Annotated in this window: 15 protein-coding genes; 7 read left to right on the top strand and 8 right to left on the bottom strand. The window is 72.3% G+C overall.

The window, feature by feature from the left end; translation table 11 throughout:
• Positions 1 to 53: 53 nt before the first annotated feature.
• The gene (locus AB0H64_RS17540; RefSeq protein WP_357625152.1) at positions 54 to 1,109 is read left to right on the top strand and encodes an aldo/keto reductase; all 1,056 of its coding nucleotides are present in this window, start codon (positions 54 to 56) and stop codon (positions 1,107 to 1,109) included.
• Between the two features lie 17 nt (positions 1,110 to 1,126).
• Here AB0H64_RS17540 and AB0H64_RS17535 read toward each other — a convergent pair whose 3' ends face one another.
• Positions 1,127 to 1,540, bottom strand: a complete 414-nt coding sequence (locus AB0H64_RS17535; RefSeq protein ID WP_357625149.1) for a MerR family transcriptional regulator — start codon at positions 1,538 to 1,540, stop codon at positions 1,127 to 1,129.
• 59 nt (positions 1,541 to 1,599) lie between these two features.
• Between AB0H64_RS17535 and AB0H64_RS17530 the strand changes: the two genes are divergently transcribed.
• Entirely contained in the window at positions 1,600 to 2,784 is a 1,185-nt protein-coding gene (locus AB0H64_RS17530) for an MFS transporter (RefSeq protein ID WP_357625146.1), read from the top strand.
• A 63-nt stretch (positions 2,785 to 2,847) separates the two neighbouring features.
• Positions 2,848 to 3,408 (top strand): pyridoxamine 5'-phosphate oxidase family protein, encoded by a 561-nt coding sequence (locus AB0H64_RS17525; RefSeq protein ID WP_357625143.1) that lies wholly within the window; start codon positions 2,848 to 2,850, stop codon positions 3,406 to 3,408.
• A 123-nt stretch (positions 3,409 to 3,531) separates the two neighbouring features.
• Here AB0H64_RS17525 and AB0H64_RS17520 read toward each other — a convergent pair whose 3' ends face one another.
• A complete protein-coding gene (locus tag AB0H64_RS17520; protein ID WP_357625141.1) occupies positions 3,532 to 4,407 on the bottom strand; it encodes an alpha/beta hydrolase in 876 nt (291 codons plus the stop codon).
• Between the two features lie 85 nt (positions 4,408 to 4,492).
• On the opposite strand from AB0H64_RS17520, the gene AB0H64_RS17515 reads away from it, so the two are divergent.
• The gene (locus AB0H64_RS17515; RefSeq protein ID WP_357625138.1) at positions 4,493 to 5,095 is read left to right on the top strand and encodes a CGNR zinc finger domain-containing protein; all 603 of its coding nucleotides are present in this window, start codon (positions 4,493 to 4,495) and stop codon (positions 5,093 to 5,095) included.
• Between the two features lie 165 nt (positions 5,096 to 5,260).
• On the opposite strand, the gene AB0H64_RS17510 is transcribed toward AB0H64_RS17515, so the two are convergent.
• Positions 5,261 to 5,605, bottom strand: coding sequence for a MerR family transcriptional regulator (locus tag AB0H64_RS17510; protein ID WP_357625135.1), 345 nt, complete (start codon positions 5,603 to 5,605; stop codon positions 5,261 to 5,263).
• Positions 5,606 to 5,697: 92 nt separating this feature from the next.
• Here AB0H64_RS17510 and AB0H64_RS17505 point away from each other — a divergent pair, with 92 nt between their 5' ends.
• Positions 5,698 to 6,501: an aminotransferase class IV family protein gene (locus AB0H64_RS17505; protein ID WP_357625132.1), complete on the top strand. Its 804-nt coding sequence runs from the start codon at positions 5,698 to 5,700 to the stop codon at positions 6,499 to 6,501.
• 114 nt (positions 6,502 to 6,615) lie between these two features.
• Positions 6,616 to 8,892: an ATP-binding domain-containing protein gene (locus AB0H64_RS17500; RefSeq protein WP_357625130.1), complete on the top strand. Its 2,277-nt coding sequence runs from the start codon at positions 6,616 to 6,618 to the stop codon at positions 8,890 to 8,892.
• A gap of 49 nt (positions 8,893 to 8,941) precedes the next feature.
• Here AB0H64_RS17500 and AB0H64_RS17495 read toward each other — a convergent pair whose 3' ends face one another.
• Positions 8,942 to 9,415: a MarR family transcriptional regulator gene (locus tag AB0H64_RS17495; RefSeq protein ID WP_357625127.1), complete on the bottom strand. Its 474-nt coding sequence runs from the start codon at positions 9,413 to 9,415 to the stop codon at positions 8,942 to 8,944.
• A 101-nt stretch (positions 9,416 to 9,516) separates the two neighbouring features.
• Here AB0H64_RS17495 and AB0H64_RS17490 point away from each other — a divergent pair, with 101 nt between their 5' ends.
• Entirely contained in the window at positions 9,517 to 12,789 is a 3,273-nt protein-coding gene (locus AB0H64_RS17490) for an efflux RND transporter permease subunit (RefSeq protein WP_357625125.1), read from the top strand.
• 48 nt (positions 12,790 to 12,837) lie between these two features.
• On the opposite strand, the gene AB0H64_RS17485 is transcribed toward AB0H64_RS17490, so the two are convergent.
• The 4 genes from AB0H64_RS17485 to AB0H64_RS17470 all read right to left on the bottom strand — a co-directional run bounded on the left by AB0H64_RS17485 (position 12,838) and on the right by AB0H64_RS17470 (position 17,832).
• A complete protein-coding gene (locus tag AB0H64_RS17485; RefSeq protein ID WP_357625122.1) occupies positions 12,838 to 13,689 on the bottom strand; it encodes a methyltransferase domain-containing protein in 852 nt (283 codons plus the stop codon).
• A gap of 65 nt (positions 13,690 to 13,754) precedes the next feature.
• Positions 13,755 to 16,208 (bottom strand): lanthionine synthetase LanC family protein, encoded by a 2,454-nt coding sequence (locus tag AB0H64_RS17480; protein ID WP_357625120.1) that lies wholly within the window; start codon positions 16,206 to 16,208, stop codon positions 13,755 to 13,757.
• A gap of 311 nt (positions 16,209 to 16,519) precedes the next feature.
• On the bottom strand, positions 16,520 to 16,693 hold the full coding sequence (locus AB0H64_RS17475) for a hypothetical protein (protein ID WP_357625117.1): 174 nt from the start codon (positions 16,691 to 16,693) through the stop codon (positions 16,520 to 16,522).
• Positions 16,694 to 17,007: 314 nt separating this feature from the next.
• Entirely contained in the window at positions 17,008 to 17,832 is an 825-nt protein-coding gene (locus AB0H64_RS17470) for a hypothetical protein (RefSeq protein ID WP_357625114.1), read from the bottom strand.
• Between the last annotated feature and the right edge of the window lie 387 nt (positions 17,833 to 18,219).

Raw genomic sequence — 18,219 nt, 5'->3', positions numbered from 1 at the left:
GCCGCGTCAGGCGCCGGCCGGTAAGCGTTTCCGACCGCACAGGGGGCACGTCCATGCGTTACCGCGTTCTCGGGGGCACCGGCATCGAGGTGAGCGTCCACTGCCTGGGCGCCATGATGTTCGGCGCCGCCGGCAACCCCGACCACGACGACTGCGTCCGCATCGTGCATGCCGCGCTCGACCGTGGCGTGAACTTCGTCGACACCGCCGACATGTACTCGGCGGGCGAGTCCGAGGAGATCGTCGGCAAGGCACTGAAGGGCCGCCGCGACGACGTGGTGCTGGCGAGCAAGGTGTACTTCCCGATGGGGGAGGGCCCGAACCGCGGCGGCGCCTCGCGCCGCTGGATCGTCCAGGAGGTCGAGAACAGCCTGCGCCGCCTGGGCACCGACTGGATCGACCTCTACCAGGTCCACCGGTTCGACCACCGGACGGACCTGGAGGAGACGCTGTGGGCGCTGACCGACCTGGTGCGGGAGGGCAAGATCCGCGCGTTCGGCTGCTCGACGTTCCCGGCCGAGGAGATCGTCGAGTCCCACCACGTCGCCGAGCGGCGCGGCCTCATGCGGTTCAGGACCGAGCAGCCGCCGTACTCGCTGGTGCGCCGGGGCGTGGAGACGTCGGTGCTGCCGCTCTGCCAGAGGTACGGCATGGGTGTGCTGACCTGGTCGCCGCTGGCCTCGGGCTTCCTGACCGGCAAGTACCGCAAGGACCGGCCGGTGGACCTGTCCACGGGCCGGGCCGCTCGCACGCCGGCCCGGTTCGACCCGTCGCTCCCGGGCAACGCGGCCAAGTACGACGCCGTCGAGGAGCTGACGGCCGTGGCCGAGAGCATCGGCTGCTCGTTGCCGGAGCTGGCGGTGGCGTTCCCGGTGGCGCATCCGGCCGTCACCTCGGTGATCATCGGCCCGCGGACGATGGAGCAGCTGGAGTCGCTGCTCAAGGGGGCGTCGCTGGCCTTGGACGACGAGACGCTGGACCGGATCGACGCGATCGTGCCGCCCGGCACGGACCTCTACCAGGCGGACGGGGTGTGGCGGCCGCGGACGCTGACGGACGCCGGCCTGCGCCGCCGCCCGGTCGCCGACCGCGCCGCCGCAGCCGAGTGACCGTGCTGGTGAACGGCTCAGGCTCCGGCCGTGGGGACGGGAGCGGGACCGCCGGTGGGAGTGGCCGTGCCGGTGACGTGCGGCGGGGCCGACGCGATGACCGTGTCGAGCATGGCGCGCGAGGCGTTCAGGTCCTCGATCGCCGCGGAGATCCGCTCGCGCTCACTGCGTAGCCGGGCGAGCAGGTCGGGGCAGGTCGGCACCAGGCGCGGGCCGTCCTGCTCCACGCACGGCAGCACCGCGGCGATGGCCGACGTGCCGAGGCCGGCGGCGAGCAGGCTGCGGATGCGGCCCACCACGGCGACGTCCTGGTCGCGGTACTCGCGGTAACCGCTCGCCCGGCGGATCGGCAGCAGGAGGCCCTGCTCCTCGTAGTAGCGCAGCAGCCGCACGCTCACCCCCGTGCGTCTTGCCAGCTCCCCGATCCGCATGTGACCTCCTTCACGTCGCTTGACTCTCACATGCATGTGAGACTCTAGCCTCCGGACTCATGCGAAAGAGTCATATCGTCCTCGCGGCGTTGTTCGTGTGCGTGTTCGTGGTCGGGACCGCCGAGTCGCTCATCGCCGGACTGCTCCCGCAGGTCGCGGCCGATCTGGACGTCACCGTCGGTCTCGCCGGGCAGGCGGTCACCGCCTACGCGCTGGGCGTGGTGATCGGCGGCCCCGTCGTCACCGCCCTGACCGTGCGGCTGCCGCGCAAGGGGCTGGCGCAGGGTCTGATGCTGCTGTTCGCGGCGGGCAGCGCGATCTGCGCCCTGGCGCCCTCGTACGAGATCCTCATCGCCGGCCGGGTGCTCTCGTCGCTCAGCCATGCCGCGTTCCTCACGCTGGCGCTGCTGACGGCGGCCCGCGTGGCGCCCGCCGAGCGGACCGGCTCGGCCATCGCCGCGGTCGCCTCCGGGTTCGCGGTGGCGACGCTGGCCGGGGTGCCGGTGGGCGTGCTGCTCGGTCAGGACGCGGGCTGGCGCTTCCCGTTCGGCGCGCTGGCGGTGCTGGCCGTGGCCGGGGCGGCCCTGCTCGGGCTGTTGCTGCCCCGCCAGGCCGCCGAGGGCGCGCGGGTCCGTGACGAGCTGCGGGTGGTGGCGCGGCGGCCCGTGCCGCTGATCATCGTCACGACCGCCGTCGGGTTCGCGGGTGTGGCCACGGTGTTCACCTACATCGCGCCGCTGCTCACGGAGGTGGCGGGGTTCAGCACGGCTCAGATGTCCGGCCTGCTGCTGGCGTACGGGGCGGGCAGCCTGGCGGGGAACGCGGCGGCCGGGCGGCTGACCGACCGGTCGCTGTCCGGGACCGTGCGCGGGGTGCTGGGCGGTCTGGCCGGGGTGCTGGCGGTGGTTCCGTTCGCGGTGGCGTGGAAGCCGGCCGCCGTCGTCGCCGTGGTGGCGCTCGGGCTGCTCTCCACGGCCACCATCGCGCCGCTCCAGGGGCTGCTGCTGCGGCACGCCTCGGCCGCGCCGGCGCTGGCGGTGTCGTTCAACGTCGGGGCGTTCAATCTGGGCTGGGTCATGGGCTCGATGATCGGCGGCGCCATCGTGTCGGCGGGCGCGCTGCGCTGGACCGGGCTGGCGGGCGCGCTGCTGAGCCTCGCCGGGCTGGGCCTGTCGTACCTCGCCCTTCCGCGCAGCGCCACGCCGGCGCGGGACGCCGCGCGGACGGACCGGCTACCGGCCTGAGCCCGGGGCTGGGACCGCGTGGCCTGGCCCGATTCTGTCAGTGGGCTCGGCCATGATGGCGTCATGGCTTCATGGCAGGAGTTCGAGAGGCAGGCGCCCGAGCTGGCGAAGGTCACACGGGCGCTGATGGAGAAGTACCGGCACAAGGTGCTGGCGACGCTGCGCAAGGACGGCTCGCCGCGGGTCAGCGGCACCGAGACCGACTTCCGCGACGGCGAGCTGTGGCTGGGGTCGATGGCGGGGGCGGTCAAGGCGCTCGACCTGCGGCGCGACCCTCGGCTGGCGATCCACACGACTTCACCCGCCCCCGAGCCTCCCGCGGGAGAGCCCACAGCGGGGGAGGCGTCCGTGGCGGAGTCCTCCGCCGTAAAGGCGTCCGCCGACGAGCCCTCCACCGGGGAGGGCGGGGCGGCGCCGGAGTGGGAGGGGGATGTGAAGCTGGCGGGCAGGGCCGTGGAGATCACCGATGAGAAGGTGGTGGCGGCGTTCGAGCTGCCGGGCACCGGCTCGCACCTGTTCCGGGTGGAGCTGACGGAGGTGGCGTGGACTCGGGTGGAGGGCGACGAGGTGGTCATCGACGCCTGGCATGAGGGACTGGGTGTGCGGCAGTTCCGCCGCAAGTGATCCCCGGTGCGGGTGCCCGGCCGATCCGCCGGAGACGGTGCCCGGTGAGGATGCCCGGTGAGGGTGCCCGGTTGATGTCCGGCGACGGCACCCGGTGGATGTCCGGTGCGGGTGCCCGGCCGATCAGGTCCATGAGCGGTCGAGGAAGGCCGCGATGAGCGGGGCGATCTCCGGCAGGTTCTCCTCCAGGGCGAAGTGGCCGGTGTCGAAGACGTGCAGCTCGGCGCCGGGCAGGTCGCGCAGGTAGGCGTGGGCGCCGGGCTCGGGGAAGAACGGGTCGTGGCGGCCCCAGACGATGAGCGCGGGCGGCGTGTGCTCGCGCAGCCACGCCTGCCAGGCCGGGTAGCGCTCCACGTTGGAGTGGTAGTCGAAGGCCAGCGCCACCTGCGCCTCCTTGCGTCCGGGCAGGTCGAGGAAGTGCTGGTCGAGGGTCCAGCCGTCGGGGGAGAGCAGCTCGGGGTCGCTGGTGCCCGTCTCGTACTGGCCGCGCGTCCCCTCCACCGTGAGCAGGCCGCGTACGGTCTCCTCGTCGCCCTCGACCTCCGGCCGCAGCGCCACGAAGTCGCGGGCGCCCTGCGACAGGCCCTCCTCGTAGGCGTTGCCGTTCTGCACGACCAGCCCGGCGATCCACTCGGGGTGGCGCTCGGCCAGGCGGAAGCCGACCGGGGCGCCGAAGTCGAAGACGTACATGACGAACCGCGACAACCCGAGCTCGCGCACGAAACCCTCGGTGATGTCGGCAAGCCGGTCGAAGCTGTAGCGGAAGCCCTCGGGGGCACGGGTGTGCCCGAAGCCGGGGTAGTCCGGCGCGATCAGCCGATAGCGGCCGCCCAGGACGTCGATCAGCCGCCGGAACTGGTGCGACGCCGACGGGAACCCGTGCAACAGCAGCAGCACCGGCGCGTCGGGCCGCCCGGGGAGCGACTCCCGGTAGAAGACCTCCACGCCGTCCACGTCGACACGGCGGTGGACGACACGGGTGACCACGGGGAACGTCATTTCACATGCCTCCTTAGCAGGATGATGCATTAGTTGTAGCGGAGAGCATACTAATGCGTCAATCGGAAGATGTACCATTAGTGGCATGAGTGATGTGGTGCCCCTGACGGGTGAGCCGCTGGCCCTGGACCTGGTGAACACCCGCCCATGCCTGGCCGACGGCCCGGCCGACCTGCTGGCGACCCCGGACGACCTCGCCGCCTGGCTGGCCCTGCAGGCCGACCGGCTCGCCGGCTCAGGGGTCCAGGACGCGCACGACCCGCCCGCCGGGGCGTGGGAGCGGCTCACCGCCGGCGACGTGGCGGCCGTTCACGCCGTACGGGAGCACGTGGCGGCCGCGATCGACCACGTCCGCCGGGGCGAGCGGCCACCCGCCGCCGCCCTGCAAGGGCTGAACGCGGCGCAGCGCGCCGCGCCCGCGACCAGTGAGCTGACCTGGGACGGCACGTGCATCACGGCGGCGCGCCGGCGCACCGGCCCGCTCGGCGACCGCCTGGCGGCGTGGCTCGCTGAGGCCGCCGCCGGCCTGCTGGCGGACCCGGCGGCCGGGCGCGTCCGCGAGTGCGAGGCCGACGACTGCGTCATGCTGTTCCTGCCCGCGCACCCCCGCCGCCGGTGGTGCTCGGCCGCCCGCTGCGGCAACCGCGCCCGCGTCGCCCGCTACTACCAGCGGCACAAGTCCCCCTGACCCCCTCCTGGCTCGTCTGCTCGCCCATGACGACGATCGTCTGGCCGAGCAGCGCAGCCGAGACCGGGGGGTGGTCAGGGCCCGTACCGCGCCGAGGGCGGCGGTCTCCGCCTCCGTGATGCCGCCACGGGTCGCGGCATGCGGGCAGGGGTGAGGGGAGGCGGGTCAGGGGCGCGTCAGAAGGCCGGCGAGGGCGCCGCGGCTGTGCTGGAGGGCGGCGATGTCCTCGTCCATCGCCGCCAGCTCCCCGTTCAGGATGTCCCACAGGTCCGCGCACCAGTCGAACTCCGGCCTCTCGCCCCGGACGCACGGCAGCACCGAGCGGATCACCTCGGTGGACAGGCCCGCGTCGAGCAGGGCACGGATCTGGCGCACGGTGACCACGGAGTCCTCGTCGTAGTCGCGGTACCCGTTCGGGGCGCGCCCGGCGTCGAGCAGGCCCTGCGCCTCGTAGTACCGCAGCAACCGTGCGCTGACCCCGGTTCGCCGGGACAGCTCCCCGATCAGCATGCGATCCGCTCCCATCTCAGGTTGACCTTCGCATCGATGTCAGGCCCTAACGTCATCGCGAAAGCGAAGATTCCGTACGTCAGGAGTGACACATGACGTCTTTCGTCGTTCACCGCAACGGCCGGGCGGCCACCGCCGAGGAGCTGTCGCCGCTGGCCTTCGCGGGTTACGCGCACTTCACCGCCATGCAGGTACGCGACGGGCGGGTCCGGGGCCTCGACCTCCATCTGGAGCGGCTGCGGTACGCCTCGAAGGAGTTGTTCGGCCGGGCGGTGCCCGACGACCGGGTGCGGTCCTATCTGCGGGCGGCCCTGGCGGCGGGCCCGGCCGACGTCTCGCTGACGGCCACGGTGTACTCGCCGGCGGGCGAGTTCACCGCGGCCGGGGACGGCGGTGAGCCTGAGGTGCTGGTCCGTACCGGGCCGGCGTCGCCGGGCCCGCGCGGCCCGCTGACGCTGGCGGCGGTGGAGTACGAGCGGGTCCTGCCGGCCGTGAAGCACGTGGGCGAGGTGGCCAAGACGTACTTCATGCGCCGGGCCGCCCGGGAGGGCTTCGACGACGCCGCCTTCGTCGACCGCCGGGGCCGGCTCAGTGAGGGGTCGATCTGGAACCTGGCCTTCTGGGACGGCGACGCCGTGGTGTGGCCCGAGGCGGAGATGCTGGGCGGGACCACGATGGCGATCGTCCGCCGGCGGCTCGACCGTCTCGGCGTCGCCCAGCGGGTGGAGGAGGTCACGCTCGCCGGCCTCGCGTCGCTGGCCGGGGGCGTGGTCATGAACTCGTGGACGCCGGGGGTGGCGCTGAGCCGGATCGGGTCCGTGTCCCTGCCCGCCGCGCCGTCCTTCGTGGAGGTGCTGCACCGGGCCTACGCGGCGGAACCGCTCGTCGTGCCGTGAGAACACGCCGGTGACCTGGGAGGTTGCGGCAGGCCGCGGAGGAGGGTTAGGCTCGCATGCTCGACACAACACGAGCGGCGCTTCACAGCACTCCCGATAGGAGTATACCACGGCATGAGTCAGCGTCAAGATGCTCTTGCGGAAGCCCTTGACAAGGAACAGGCGACTGTTTCAGTGCTCTACGGCCACCTCGACGAGGCCCGTTCGCGGGCGGAGGCGGCGCTGCGGACGGCGCACCTGGGCGGCGGGACCGGCGGCACCCGGCAGGCGCGGGTGGAGCGTGAGGTGGTGGCCGCCGAGCAGACGCGGCGGCTGGCCAGGCTGCGGGCCGTGGAGCGCGGCCTGTGCTTCGGCCGGATCGACCACGTGTCCGGCCGGACCCTGTACGTGGGCCGGATCGGGCTGCGCGACGCCGAGCACGAGTCGGTGCTGATCGACTGGCGCGCCCCGGCCGCCCGCCCCTTCTACGTGGCCACGGCCGGCGACCCCGACGGCCTGCTGCGCCGCCGCCATCTGCATCTGAAGGACCGTACGGTCGTGGGCCTGGACGACGAGGTGTTCGACCTGGAGCGGATGAGCGACGGCGACCGGCGCACGCTGGTCGGCGAGGCGGCGCTGCTGGCGGCCCTGCGGCGGGGGCGCACGGGCCGGATGGGCGACGTGGTGGCCACGATCCAGACCGAGCAGGACCGGGTGATCCGCTCGTCGCTGCAGGGCGCGCTGGTGGTGCAGGGCGGTCCCGGCACCGGCAAGACCGTCGCGGCGCTGCACCGGGCCGCGTACCTGCTCTACACCCACCGCGACACGCTGGAGCGGCGCGGCGTGCTGGTGATCGGGCCGAACGCGATGTTCCTGCGCTACATCGGCCAGGTGCTGCCGTCGCTGGGCGAGACGCAGGTGGTGATGGCGACGCTGGGCGAGCTGTTCCCCGGCGTGCGGGCGGTGGCGGCCGACGACCCGGCCGCGGCCGTGGTCAAGGGCGACGCGCGGATGGCCGAGGTGGTGGAGGCGGCGGTGCGCGCCCGCCAGCGCGTTCCCCGCGGCGACCTGGAGGTGCCGCTCGACGGGCTGACGCTGCGGGTGCCGCACGAGACCTGCGTACGGCTGCGCGACCGGGCGCGCGCGGTGCGGCTGCGGCACAACATGGCGCGCAAGTTGTTCGTCACCGAGCTGCTCAAGGAGCTCGCGCGGGCCGAGGCGCGGGCGGTGGAGGAGTCGCTGCGCCTGCCCGAGATGGAGCTGGAGGACCCGGAGCTGGCCGAGCCGCTCGACCTGGAGGGCGACCTGGACGAGCTGGACGTGGAGCTGGCCGCCCGGCGGCTGTGGCAGGAGCCGCCGGTGCGCGAGGCGATCGACGGGCTCTGGCCGGAGCTGACGCCCCAGCGGCTGATCTCCGAGCTGCTGTCCTCCTCCGACACGCTGTGGGAGGTGTGCCCGTCGGGGGTGGACTGGCCCGTGCTCGTCCGGCCGGCGGACGCGCCGTGGACGGTCGGCGACGTACCGCTGCTGGACGAGGCCGCCGAGCTGCTGGGCGAGGACGACTCCGCCGCCCGTGCCGCCGCCCGCGCCGCCGGCGCGCAGTGGGAGGAGCAGGAGCTGTACGCCCGCGAGGTGCTGGAGTCCACGGGCCTGCTGGAGGAGGGCGTCTTCGAGCGGGCCGACGTGCTCGCCGGCCGGCACGCCGACGGCGGCGAGGAGCTGACCACGGCCGAGCGGGCGGTGGCCGACCGCGCCTGGGCCTACGGGCACGTGATCGTGGACGAGGCGCAGGAGCTGTCGGCGATGGCCTGGCGGATGGTGATGCGGCGGGTCCCGGCCAAGTCGCTGACGATCGTGGGCGACATCGCGCAGACCGGCTCGGCGGCGGGCGCCGCGTCCTGGGCCGGGGTGCTGGACCCGCACCTGAAGGGCCGCTGGCGGGAGGAGCGGCTGCTCGTCAACTACCGGACGCCGGTGGAGATCATGCGGGTGGCGGCCGACGTGCTGCGCTCCGTGGCGCCGGGGGAGGAGCCGCCCGAGTCGGTACGCGAGGGCGGCGACGAGCCGCGGGCGGTGCGGTGCGGGATCGCCGAGCTGCCGGCGCTGGTGGCGGAGGAGCTGGCCGCGATCGGGGAGGGCCGGGCGGGTGTCATCTGCCCGGACGCCCTGCACGCGCGGGTGGCGGCGCTGTTCCCGGGCGACGACCTGGAGGAGGCGGTGGTGGCGCTGACCGTGACCCAGTCAAAAGGGCTGGAGTTCGACGCGGTCGTGGTGGTGGACCCGGCGGGGATCCTGGCGCAGTCGCCGAAGGGCGGCCAGGACCTGTACGTGGCGGTGACGCGGGCGACGCGCCGGCTGACGGTCGTCCACGAGGGCGACCTGCCGGCGGTGCTGTCCCGGCTCCACGCGTGAGATCTACTTTGTAAAGGCGCCGGGCCGTCATCCGGGCGGCCCGGCGCGTCTACTCGGAAGCCCGCGGCTCCTCTTCCTTCTCCAGGTCGTCCGCGATGTCCCTGATGCGGCGGACAATCGTGTCGAGGGTGCGTAGCGTGCCGGTGTCGAGGTGCTCCATGACCCGCCGGTAGTGCTGCATGCCGGCGTCCTGGATGCGCCCGATGAGGTCGGCGCCCTCGGCGGTCAGCTCGACCCGGCGCACGCGCCGGTCGTGGGGGTCCTCGTGCCGGCTGACCAGCCCCTGGGCGACGAGGCGGTCGACGATGCCGGTGACCGTGCCGAGGCCCACGCCGAGGTCGTGGGCGAGCTCCTGGCCCGAGGCGGAGCCGTGGACGGCCAGGACCATGACGACCTTGAGCTGGCGCATCGTCAGGTTGGAGGTGAACAGCGGAGACTGGTGCCGGGCGAAGGCCCGCCCGAGGCCCCGTTGGGTCTCCGTGATCCGGCGGATCAGGTCTTCGCGTTCGTCGTCCACTCTCACCTCTTCGCTTCCTGAGAAGCCTATCAGGAAGCTCGTCTTGTCCTAAATATTCGCATGGGGCGAAGTGTTAGTCTCGGGGCGAACACTTGGAGGGACCCCTCATGACCGCATTCGCCCGGTTGAGCCTCGCCAACCGCACCCTTGTCATCCTGGTCGCGGTCGTGCTCAGCGCATTCGGCGCGTTCACGATTCCGCAGTTGAAACAGCAGTTGCTGCCGTCCCTGGCCTTCCCCGGCGCCTTCGTGATGGCCTCCTATCCCGGGGCGTCCCCGGAGATCGTGGAGGACCAGGTCACCGAGCCCCTGGAGGACGCCTTCCAGGGGCTCGACGGCATGGAGCAGATGACCTCGACGTCGAAGGAGGGCCTGGCGCAGATCCAGGTCGCCTTCGCCTACGGCACGGACGTCGAGGCGTCGTTGAACAAGATGCAGCAGGCGGTCAGCCGGGTGCAGTCCCAGCTGCCGTCCGGGGTCGAGCCTCAGGTCGGAGCCGGGAACACCGACGACATCCCGGTGATGGTGCTGGCGGTGGGCGACGGCGGCGACTCACGGGCGATGGCCGACAAGCTGCGCCAGGTCATGCTGCCGGAGTTGCAGGGCGTCAAGGGTGTGCGGGAGGCGACCGTCACCGGCACCCGGGACGAGGTCGTGACGATCACCCCGGACCTGGGCAAGATGGCGAAGGCCGGGGTGTCGGCCACGCAGATCCCCGACGTGCTGAGGGCCAACGGCACGCCGGTCCCGGCCGGGACGCTCACCTCGGACGGCAGGTCACTGACCGTGCAGGTGGGCGCCCGGGTCGACTCGGTGGCGAAGCTGAAGGCCCTCTACCTGACGCCCGCCCAGCCGCAGGCCCCCTCCACCGCGCAGCCGCAGGCGAGCCGCCCCCAGACCGGTCAGCCGCAGAGCGCCGGCCAGCCCCAGAGCGGCCAGCCCCAGAGCGGGCAGCCGCAGTCGGGCCGGCCGCAGACGGCGCAGGCGCAGCCGGTGGTCAAGGCGTTGAAGCCGGTGAAGCTGGGTGACGTCGCCACCGTGGAGCGGGGCCTGGCCGAACCGACCTCGATCACCCGTACCAACGGCAAGACCAGCCTCGGCGTGTCGGTGACGATGGCGCCCGACGGCAACGCGGTGAGCATCTCGGGCGACGTACGCGAGAAGCTGCCCGAGATGACCAAGGCGCTCGGCGACTCCTCCGACACAGCGGTCGAGGTGGTCTTCGACCAGGCGCCGTACGTGCAGGAGTCGATCGAGAACCTCACCACCGAGGGCCTGCTCGGCCTGGCGTTCGCGGTGCTGGTCATCCTGGTGTTCCTGCTGTCGATCCGGTCCACGCTGGTGACCGCGGTGTCGATCCCGCTGTCGGTGGTCATCGCGCTGATCGCGTTGTGGGCCGGCGACTACTCGCTGAACATGCTGACGCTCGGCGCGCTGACCATCGCGGTCGGCCGGGTGGTCGACGACTCGATCGTCGTCCTGGAGAACATCAAGCGCCACCTCGGCTACGGCGAGCCCAAGCTGCGGGCGATCCTGTCGGCGGTCCGGGAGGTGTCGGGCGCGGTGACGGCCTCGACGCTGACGACGGTGGCGGTGTTCGCGCCGATCGCGGTGGTCGGCGGCATGGTGGGCGAGCTGTTCGGGCCGTTCGCGATCACGGTGGCGGTGGCGCTGCTCGCCTCGCTGCTGGTGTCGCTGACGGTGATCCCGGTGCTGGCGTACTGGTTCCTCAAGGCGCCCGACCTGACGCCCGAGCAGGCGCGCATCCAGCGTGAGGAGGCCGAGGCCAAGGAGCTGCGCAGCCCGCTGCAGCGCGCCTACCTGCCGGTGCTGCGGTTCGCGACGCGCTACAAGCTGGTGACCGTGCTCGTCGGGGTGGCGGTGTTCATCGGCACGATGGGCCTGACGAGCCGGCTGGAGACGAACTTCCTCGACTCCTCCGGCCAGAACACGGTCTCGGTGACCCAGCGGATGCCCGTCGGCACCGACCTGGCCACCACCGACGCGGCGGCCAAGAAGGTCGAGGGCGTGCTGACCGGCCTGGACGGCGTCGAGTCGTACCAGGTGACGGTGGGCGGCGGCAACGCGCTGCAGGGCGGCTTCGGCGGAGCCGCCGGCGCAGACCGGGCCTCGTACTCCCTGACCCTGGCCGAGAACACCGACACCCCCAAGGTGGAGCAGGCGCTGCGCGACCGGCTGGCCGGCATGAAGGACGTCGGCGAGGTGCGCATCGGCGGCTCGGGCGGCGGCTTCTCCTCCGACACGGTGGACGTGATCGTGCAGGCGCCCGACAGCGCGGCGCTGCGCTCGGCGGCCGACCAGGTCAAGGCGGCCATGGGCGAGGTGACCGGGCTACGGGACGTCACCTCCAACCTGGAGGCCAGCGCGCCCCGCGTGGACGTGCGGGTGGACCGTGAGAAGGCCGCGGCCAAGGGCCTGACGGAGGCGCAGATCGGCCAGAGCGTGGCGCAGGCCTTCCGCGGCGCTTCCCTCGGCCAGCTCACGCTCGACGGTCGGGCCAGCGACCTGGTGCTGCGCACCGGTGACGCCCCCGACGACGTCAAGGCGATCGAGGACCTGAAGCTGCCCACCGCCGCCGGCCTGGTCAAGCTGTCGTCGGTGGCCGAGGTGGAGCAGGTGGCCGGGCCGACGCAGGTCACCCGCATCGACGGCGACCGCTCGGCGACCGTGTCCGCCAAGACCACGAGCAGCGACCTGGGCAGCCTCACGCAGACGCTGGACACCCGCCTGAAGAAGCTGAACCTGTCCGGCGGCGCCACGTACAAGATCGGCGGCGCGTCGGCCGACCAGCAGGAGGCGTTCTCCGACCTGGGCATGGCGATGCTGGCGGCCATCGCGATCGTCTTCCTGATCATGGTGGCGACGTTCCGCAGCTTCGCCCAGCCGCTCATCCTGCTGGTGTCGATCCCGTTCGCCGCGACCGGCGCCGTCGGCCTGCTGGTGGCCACCGGCACCGCGTTGGGCGTGCCGGCGCTGATCGGCATGCTGATGCTGATCGGCATCGTGGTGACCAACGCGATCGTGCTCATCGACCTGATCAACCAGTACCGCGATCAGGGCCTGGGCATCGTCGAGGCGGTCATCGAGGGCGGCCGGCGCCGCCTGCGGCCGATCCTCATGACGGCGGTGGCCACGATCTGCGCGCTGACGCCGATGGCGCTGGGCGTGACGGGGTCGGGCGGGTTCATCTCGCAGCCGCTGGCGATCGTGGTCATCGGCGGCCTGATCACCAGCACGCTCCTGACGCTGGTGCTCGTGCCGACGCTGTACGTGATGGTCGAGCGGGCCAAGGAGCGCATGCGGCGCCGCCCGGCCGAGCCGAAGGCGGAGGAGCCGAAGGTCCTCGCCCCCACCTCCTGAGCCGCGGCTGACCGGCGGGGTGCCACATCCCGCCGGTCAGTCCTCTCCTCAGCCCTCTCGGCCTTCTCGGCGGAGGGTGGCGATGTAGTCGGCCGTCGAGTTCTCGTCATACGTGGCGTCGGTGAGTTCCCAGCCCGTGCCGGAGGCGAGTTCGGCGAGCTCGCGTGGTGCCAGGCACAGGTAGTGGAACCAGGGTGTCGCCACGTCGCGATAGCGGATCCGCATGGTTCGCTGCCCGGCGATGCGGCCTGCCCGTAGGTTTCGTTCGTTGTAGGGCAGCTGTAGTGGATCGTCGGAGTCGGTCCTGTTGTTGCCCTGGCCGACGATCACGGCGCCGGGTGCGGCCATCGCGGCCAGAGCCCGCAGGAACTGCGGTGCCCGCTCGCGGCTCTCCAGCAGGCCGAGGTTGGCGCCCAGGAGCAGGAAGCTGTCGTAACGCGCCCCCGTCGCGGCGTGTTCGTCGACCGTGCCGAGGACGGCTGACCGGATCCCTTGCCGCCTGCACACGTCGAGCGCGCCGGGGGAGATGTCGATCGCGGTGACGGCGTGGCCCCGGTCGAGCAGCGCGCGCGCGGCTCGTCCTCCGCCGGCGCCGATGTCCAGGACCTTGCCCCTGAGCAGATCCAGTGCCCGGCGTTGCTCGTCCGGCCACTGCTCGATCGGTGCGAGCCAGGGCGCGACGGGAAGGGACTTCACCAGTCCGTCGTCGCGTTCCACGATCTGGAGGACGGGGGCGGCGTCCGAGGTCAGGGATGCCCGGTAGGCATCGCGCAGCATGTCCCCGATCGCGTCGCCGGTGCGAGGACCGAGACGATCCTCCTGGGGGTCTTCGGCTCCTCGGCGGTCGCGCGGCTCGTCTTCCGCGAGACTTCCAGAGGTACGGAGGTCGGGAGCGTGCAAGATGTCTCCTTGGCCGGAACTGGGACAGATCTTCGAGGTCCTTCGCCTAGGGCGTCCGGTGGCGCTCAAGGCGTCGCGACGGGGAGGAGAACGGGCGTCTCGCCGCCCCGCCGGGCGAGGCGGCGGAAGAAGCCCAGGATTCCGGCCAGCCCGGTCATCAGCGAGACGGCTCCGTCCTCGTTCGGATCCTTGACGAAGACGGGGTGGTCGGCCGGGCCGGCGCTGCGCAGCAGCATCTGCACGGCGACGGCGCGTGCCGCGTCCCAGCGCCGTGGATCCCCGTCGGAGACGGCGATGTCGATGAGCGCGTTGCCGATGCCGGCCGCGCCGCAGCACTGGTCGAGTACGTCGATCCGGTGCAGGAAGAGCTCCACCGCTGTGCCGATGTCCCCGGCGAGCCGGGTCGGCGCCGGATCGCCGAACGCCGTCCCTGCGTGGAGCAGCGTGGGCACGATGCCGGCCGGCCCCCGGCACCAGGAGAGGGCGAGCGCCGGCGCGGATCGTTCGCGCGCCTGCCGTGCCCATGTTCCGGCGTGTTCGGCCAGCCGTTCGGTGCGTTTGACGGCCTCCGCCAGCAGACGATGGTCTCCGACACGCGTACCGGCGCTGATCAGCAACTCGATGGTGCCCGCGAGCCCGTGCGCCGGCCCCATGGACGAGTCGACGGCCGCCCAGTCGCGCGGCGGGTCACCGTCGGCCTTCGAGCCGGGGGCGTCGCCGTCCATGACGAATTCCGCGCATCGCCGGACGAGGGCGAGATGGGCCGGGTCGGTGTCGTGCCGCGCCAGCAACAGGTGGCCGAGCCCCACCCCGGCGGCCCCGGTGAGCAGGCCGAGCCCGTCCGGGGTCCACTCCGTGCCCGGCACGTACGGACCGAGATACTCGTCGGGCAGCGCGATGCCGCGCTCGCGCGCCCGCATCAGGAAGACGTCGATCCCGGTCCGGCCGCGAAACAGGCCGGGCCGCGGGCGCGTAGGCATGGCACGGACGGTGACGGCGGCCAGCTCGTGGACGCAGTCGGCGACACCAGGCTCGCCCAGATGTTCCAGCAGTTCGAGGCCGATGCCCGCCGTCCCGGCGTGGACGTCTGCGCCGTAGGCGGTTGCCGATGGGTCGGCCAGGACACGGCGAGTCTGGGCGAGCACGTCGGCGAGAACGCTTCGGGCGATGTCCGCGGCGAGTTCGGGGGTGACGTCCGGGGGCGCGGGCAGGCGCCGGAACCGTCGCGTCCTGTCCTCGGTGGTGCGCCGGTCCTCGGCGCGGCCACTGTCGGCGCGCCGGATCTCGGTGAGCCCTCTCTCGGTGCGCCGGACCTCGGTGGGGCCGCTCGGGATCTCCTCCGCCGCGAGCCGCCGCAGTGCGGTTCTGGCGGCGTGCTCGTCGCCGAGCAGGTCCGCGATGATGCCGATCATCCCGGTCGGCTCCTCGCCGTGGGCGGACCGGATGGCCTGGAGCGCGCGCTCGCGGGGCAGATCGGAGTCGTCCTCCAGCGTGACCGGCCGCATGTGCCACGTCGCGAACAGCAGCGTCATGGCGAGGGCGTGAAGGTCGTCGGTGTCTCGTGGCGGCTCGTTGCGCCGCTGCCGCGCCGGCGCGTAGCCATGCGTCCCGCCGGGGAGGTGCAGGCCGTCGTAGCAGGCCACGCCGAAGTCGACGACGCTGACCCGGTCACCGTCGATCACCACGTTCTTCGGTGCGAGGTCGCGCATGACGACGCCGCGCGCATGGAGATCGAGAAGTATCCGCGCGAGTCGCCCGCCGAGCGTTTCGAGGCGACGCCGACCTCCGGTGCCAGGATGCGCGTCGATCGGGTACGGGCCGTTCCGGGCGATGTCCTCAGCGAGGTTGACCGGGCCGGCGTCGGACGTCACCAGGAACTCGTCCTGGCCGTGCCGGAAGTGATCCAGGAATCGCGGGACACCGGGGCAGTCCTTGAGCGCCTGCAGGACACGGCGCTCGTTGCGCAGCCGCATGCGGATGTCGCCCGAGGTCGCGGTCTCGCCCACCAGGGCGCGGGCCTGCTTGACGACGACGCTCGTCCCGTCGCGCTGATCGACGGCCCGACAGACGTTGCCCCGCGCGGATTCGAAGATCACCGCGACAGCCCGGTAGTGGTGGCCGAGAATCGCCGGCTCCTCCGGAGCGCTCTCCTCACCCGGGCGCAGGCCGGTGAACGGATCGACGACCCAGGCCGGCTGCTCGTAGCGCAGGCCGGCGCGCCCCTCGAACTCTTCCCCGCCGGGTCCGTCGATCCGGGCGACGAATCGTCCCTCGGCGTCCGGGTCGACCCTCTTGAAGGGGCCGTAGCGGTAATACACCGGAGAGTCCTGGTCCACCCGCCGATCGCTGAGCACCCGCGGCCCCAGATGGCCACGCAGGAGTCCGGCCAGTCGCAGGCCCAGCTCACGGACACGCCGCTGGTCCGGGTAGATCGTGAACGCCTTGCCGACGCTCGCCGGGGCACTGTAGCCGTTGTTCAGCCGGTCGAGGACCTGGTGCGAGCGGGCGAGCTTGAACACGCACCCCTCGGCCACAAGCAGGGGAACGAGCCTCTCGACCAGCTCCGAATAGGTTGCCGACCGAGAGGAGACATGCAGTTTCCAGCCATGTTCGAGCAGCGGGACACCATCGGGACACACCGTCAGCCAGGTCGGTCCGACGCGTATGCGATGGCCGGTCCGGACATGCTCTCCGACGATTCGCTCGATGGCTTCGGAGTCCCTTGGCGACGCCTCAGACATTGACGCCATCACGGCGGAAGAGCATGCCGGACCTCTTTCCCCAGGAAGTTCAGCACGGCCTCGACAGCGGGCCGGGTGCTGTCGGCCGCCTACGGCCAGGTGGTGTCGGCGGCCTGGTCCCAGGTGCTGTCACCTGCCTGGTCCCAGGTGCTGTCGATCTGCAGCCGCCCGTCCTGTGCCCAGACGGTCTCGAGGAGGCCGACGGTCGGCTCCAGCACGTTCGTTCCTGCTTCACGGGGTTCCAGGGCAAGCAGACTGTTCAACGTAACTCCCTCTCCGCCGGCGCCGCCGCGGCGCTTCCGACGATCTCCCCTTGTATAGCATTTGACGATCTTCGTCTCCATTCTTGACTTCTGAAGGTGTATGTGTCCCCGTGCTCGTCACCGGCGGTTCGGCCGGCTCCGTTTCCGCGTCCGAGACGGCGCTCGTGGCGGAGGAAGATCGCGAGCACGGTGATTCCGCGTGCGAGGAGGGCGTGACCGGCCCAGGCTCCATCCCCATGTCTCGGTCTGGATGATCAGGTGGCGGCTCTGCCGCGCGGGGTGCGGGGTCGGGGCCGTCGCGCGCATGTGCCCGCTCAGTCGTCGACGGCCTCTGCCGCGGCGGCGATCGGCTCGAGCTCCGCGACCAGCTCGTCGAGCTCGTCCGCGCTGAGCACGTCGTAGGCCGGCGCCGCCAGCTCGTCGGTGAGGGCCTCGATCCGCTCTTTGGTCTCCCGGCCGGCGTCGGTGAACCCGCCGTTGTCGTCCACGAGTCCGCGGCCGCGCAGGCCGTCGACGACAGCGGCCAACTGTGCCGTGGGCAGGTGGTGGATCCGGCCGAACTCCTCCGCCCTCATGCCGAGGGAGAGAGCCATGAGGACGTGGGCTTCGGTGCCGCCGATGCCGAGGGCGACGAGGGCGGCGTTGTGGCCGTCCCCGCGGTGCTCCCGCAGCAGCGTCGCCGCGTGCCAGAGCCTGGCCACCGGCTCCTCGGGCACGTCGAGCGCCCGGAGTCCGGCGTACAGTGCTCGGCCCTCGGTCGGCGCGCTGACCGCTGCTCGGGTGACGAGGTCGGCGACCCGCACCAGACCGGGGGAGTCGGCAAGCTCCCCGATCATCTGCCGCAGCGCGGCGGCGCTGCCCCGCTCGCGCACGGCGATCGCCTCCGCTGGTGTGGTCTTCCCCCAGACCCAGGGGATGTGGCGCGCCACCTCGCCGTCGGCGAAGTTGTAGAAGACCGCGTGCACCACCGCGGCCGGCGCCAGGCCCAGCGGCGCTGCCCGGCCGGCGAAGTATCCGTCCCAGTAGTTACGCATGCCGAGGGCCAGGAACGCCTCGTTCGGCCCCTCGGAGAAGGTGACGGTGGCGATCGGCTCGATGAGCTCGAACATGCGGTGGATCTTGACCTGTGGGTGCGGCATCAGTCGGTATCTCCTGTGGTCGTGACAGCCTCCCCCGTGGGCGGCCGCTCAACTTGGCTACGAACAACGCGGCCCGGATCCGACAACTCCGGTCGATTCTGCCGGACAGCGTCGGGGTCGAGGGAAGCTGCAGGGACACCAGCCGGTCTCTGTACCCTTTCCTCGCGGTCCTGGCCGTGCTGGTGCTGATCCTCGTGCGGGTGGCTGGGGGTGGCGTCGAGGGTGGCGGCCCAGCCGGCGAACAGGCGCAGGGCGTCGTGGGAGGGGGTGTCGGGGGCTGCGGTGTAGACGGTCAGGTTCGTCCTGATGGGACCCGGCCGGGACGGCGCCCACGTGGCCGCTTTCGCGGGGCATCTGAGCGAGGGCGCCGCCATCGACTGGGCGGCG

Origin of the sequence: Nonomuraea sp. NPDC050733, assembly GCF_040654215.1 — a bacterium.
GTDB lineage: Bacteria > Actinomycetota > Actinomycetes > Streptosporangiales > Streptosporangiaceae > Nonomuraea.
The sequence above is the reverse complement of the archived record's forward strand: the minus strand, read 5'-3'. Positions and strand labels throughout refer to the sequence as shown.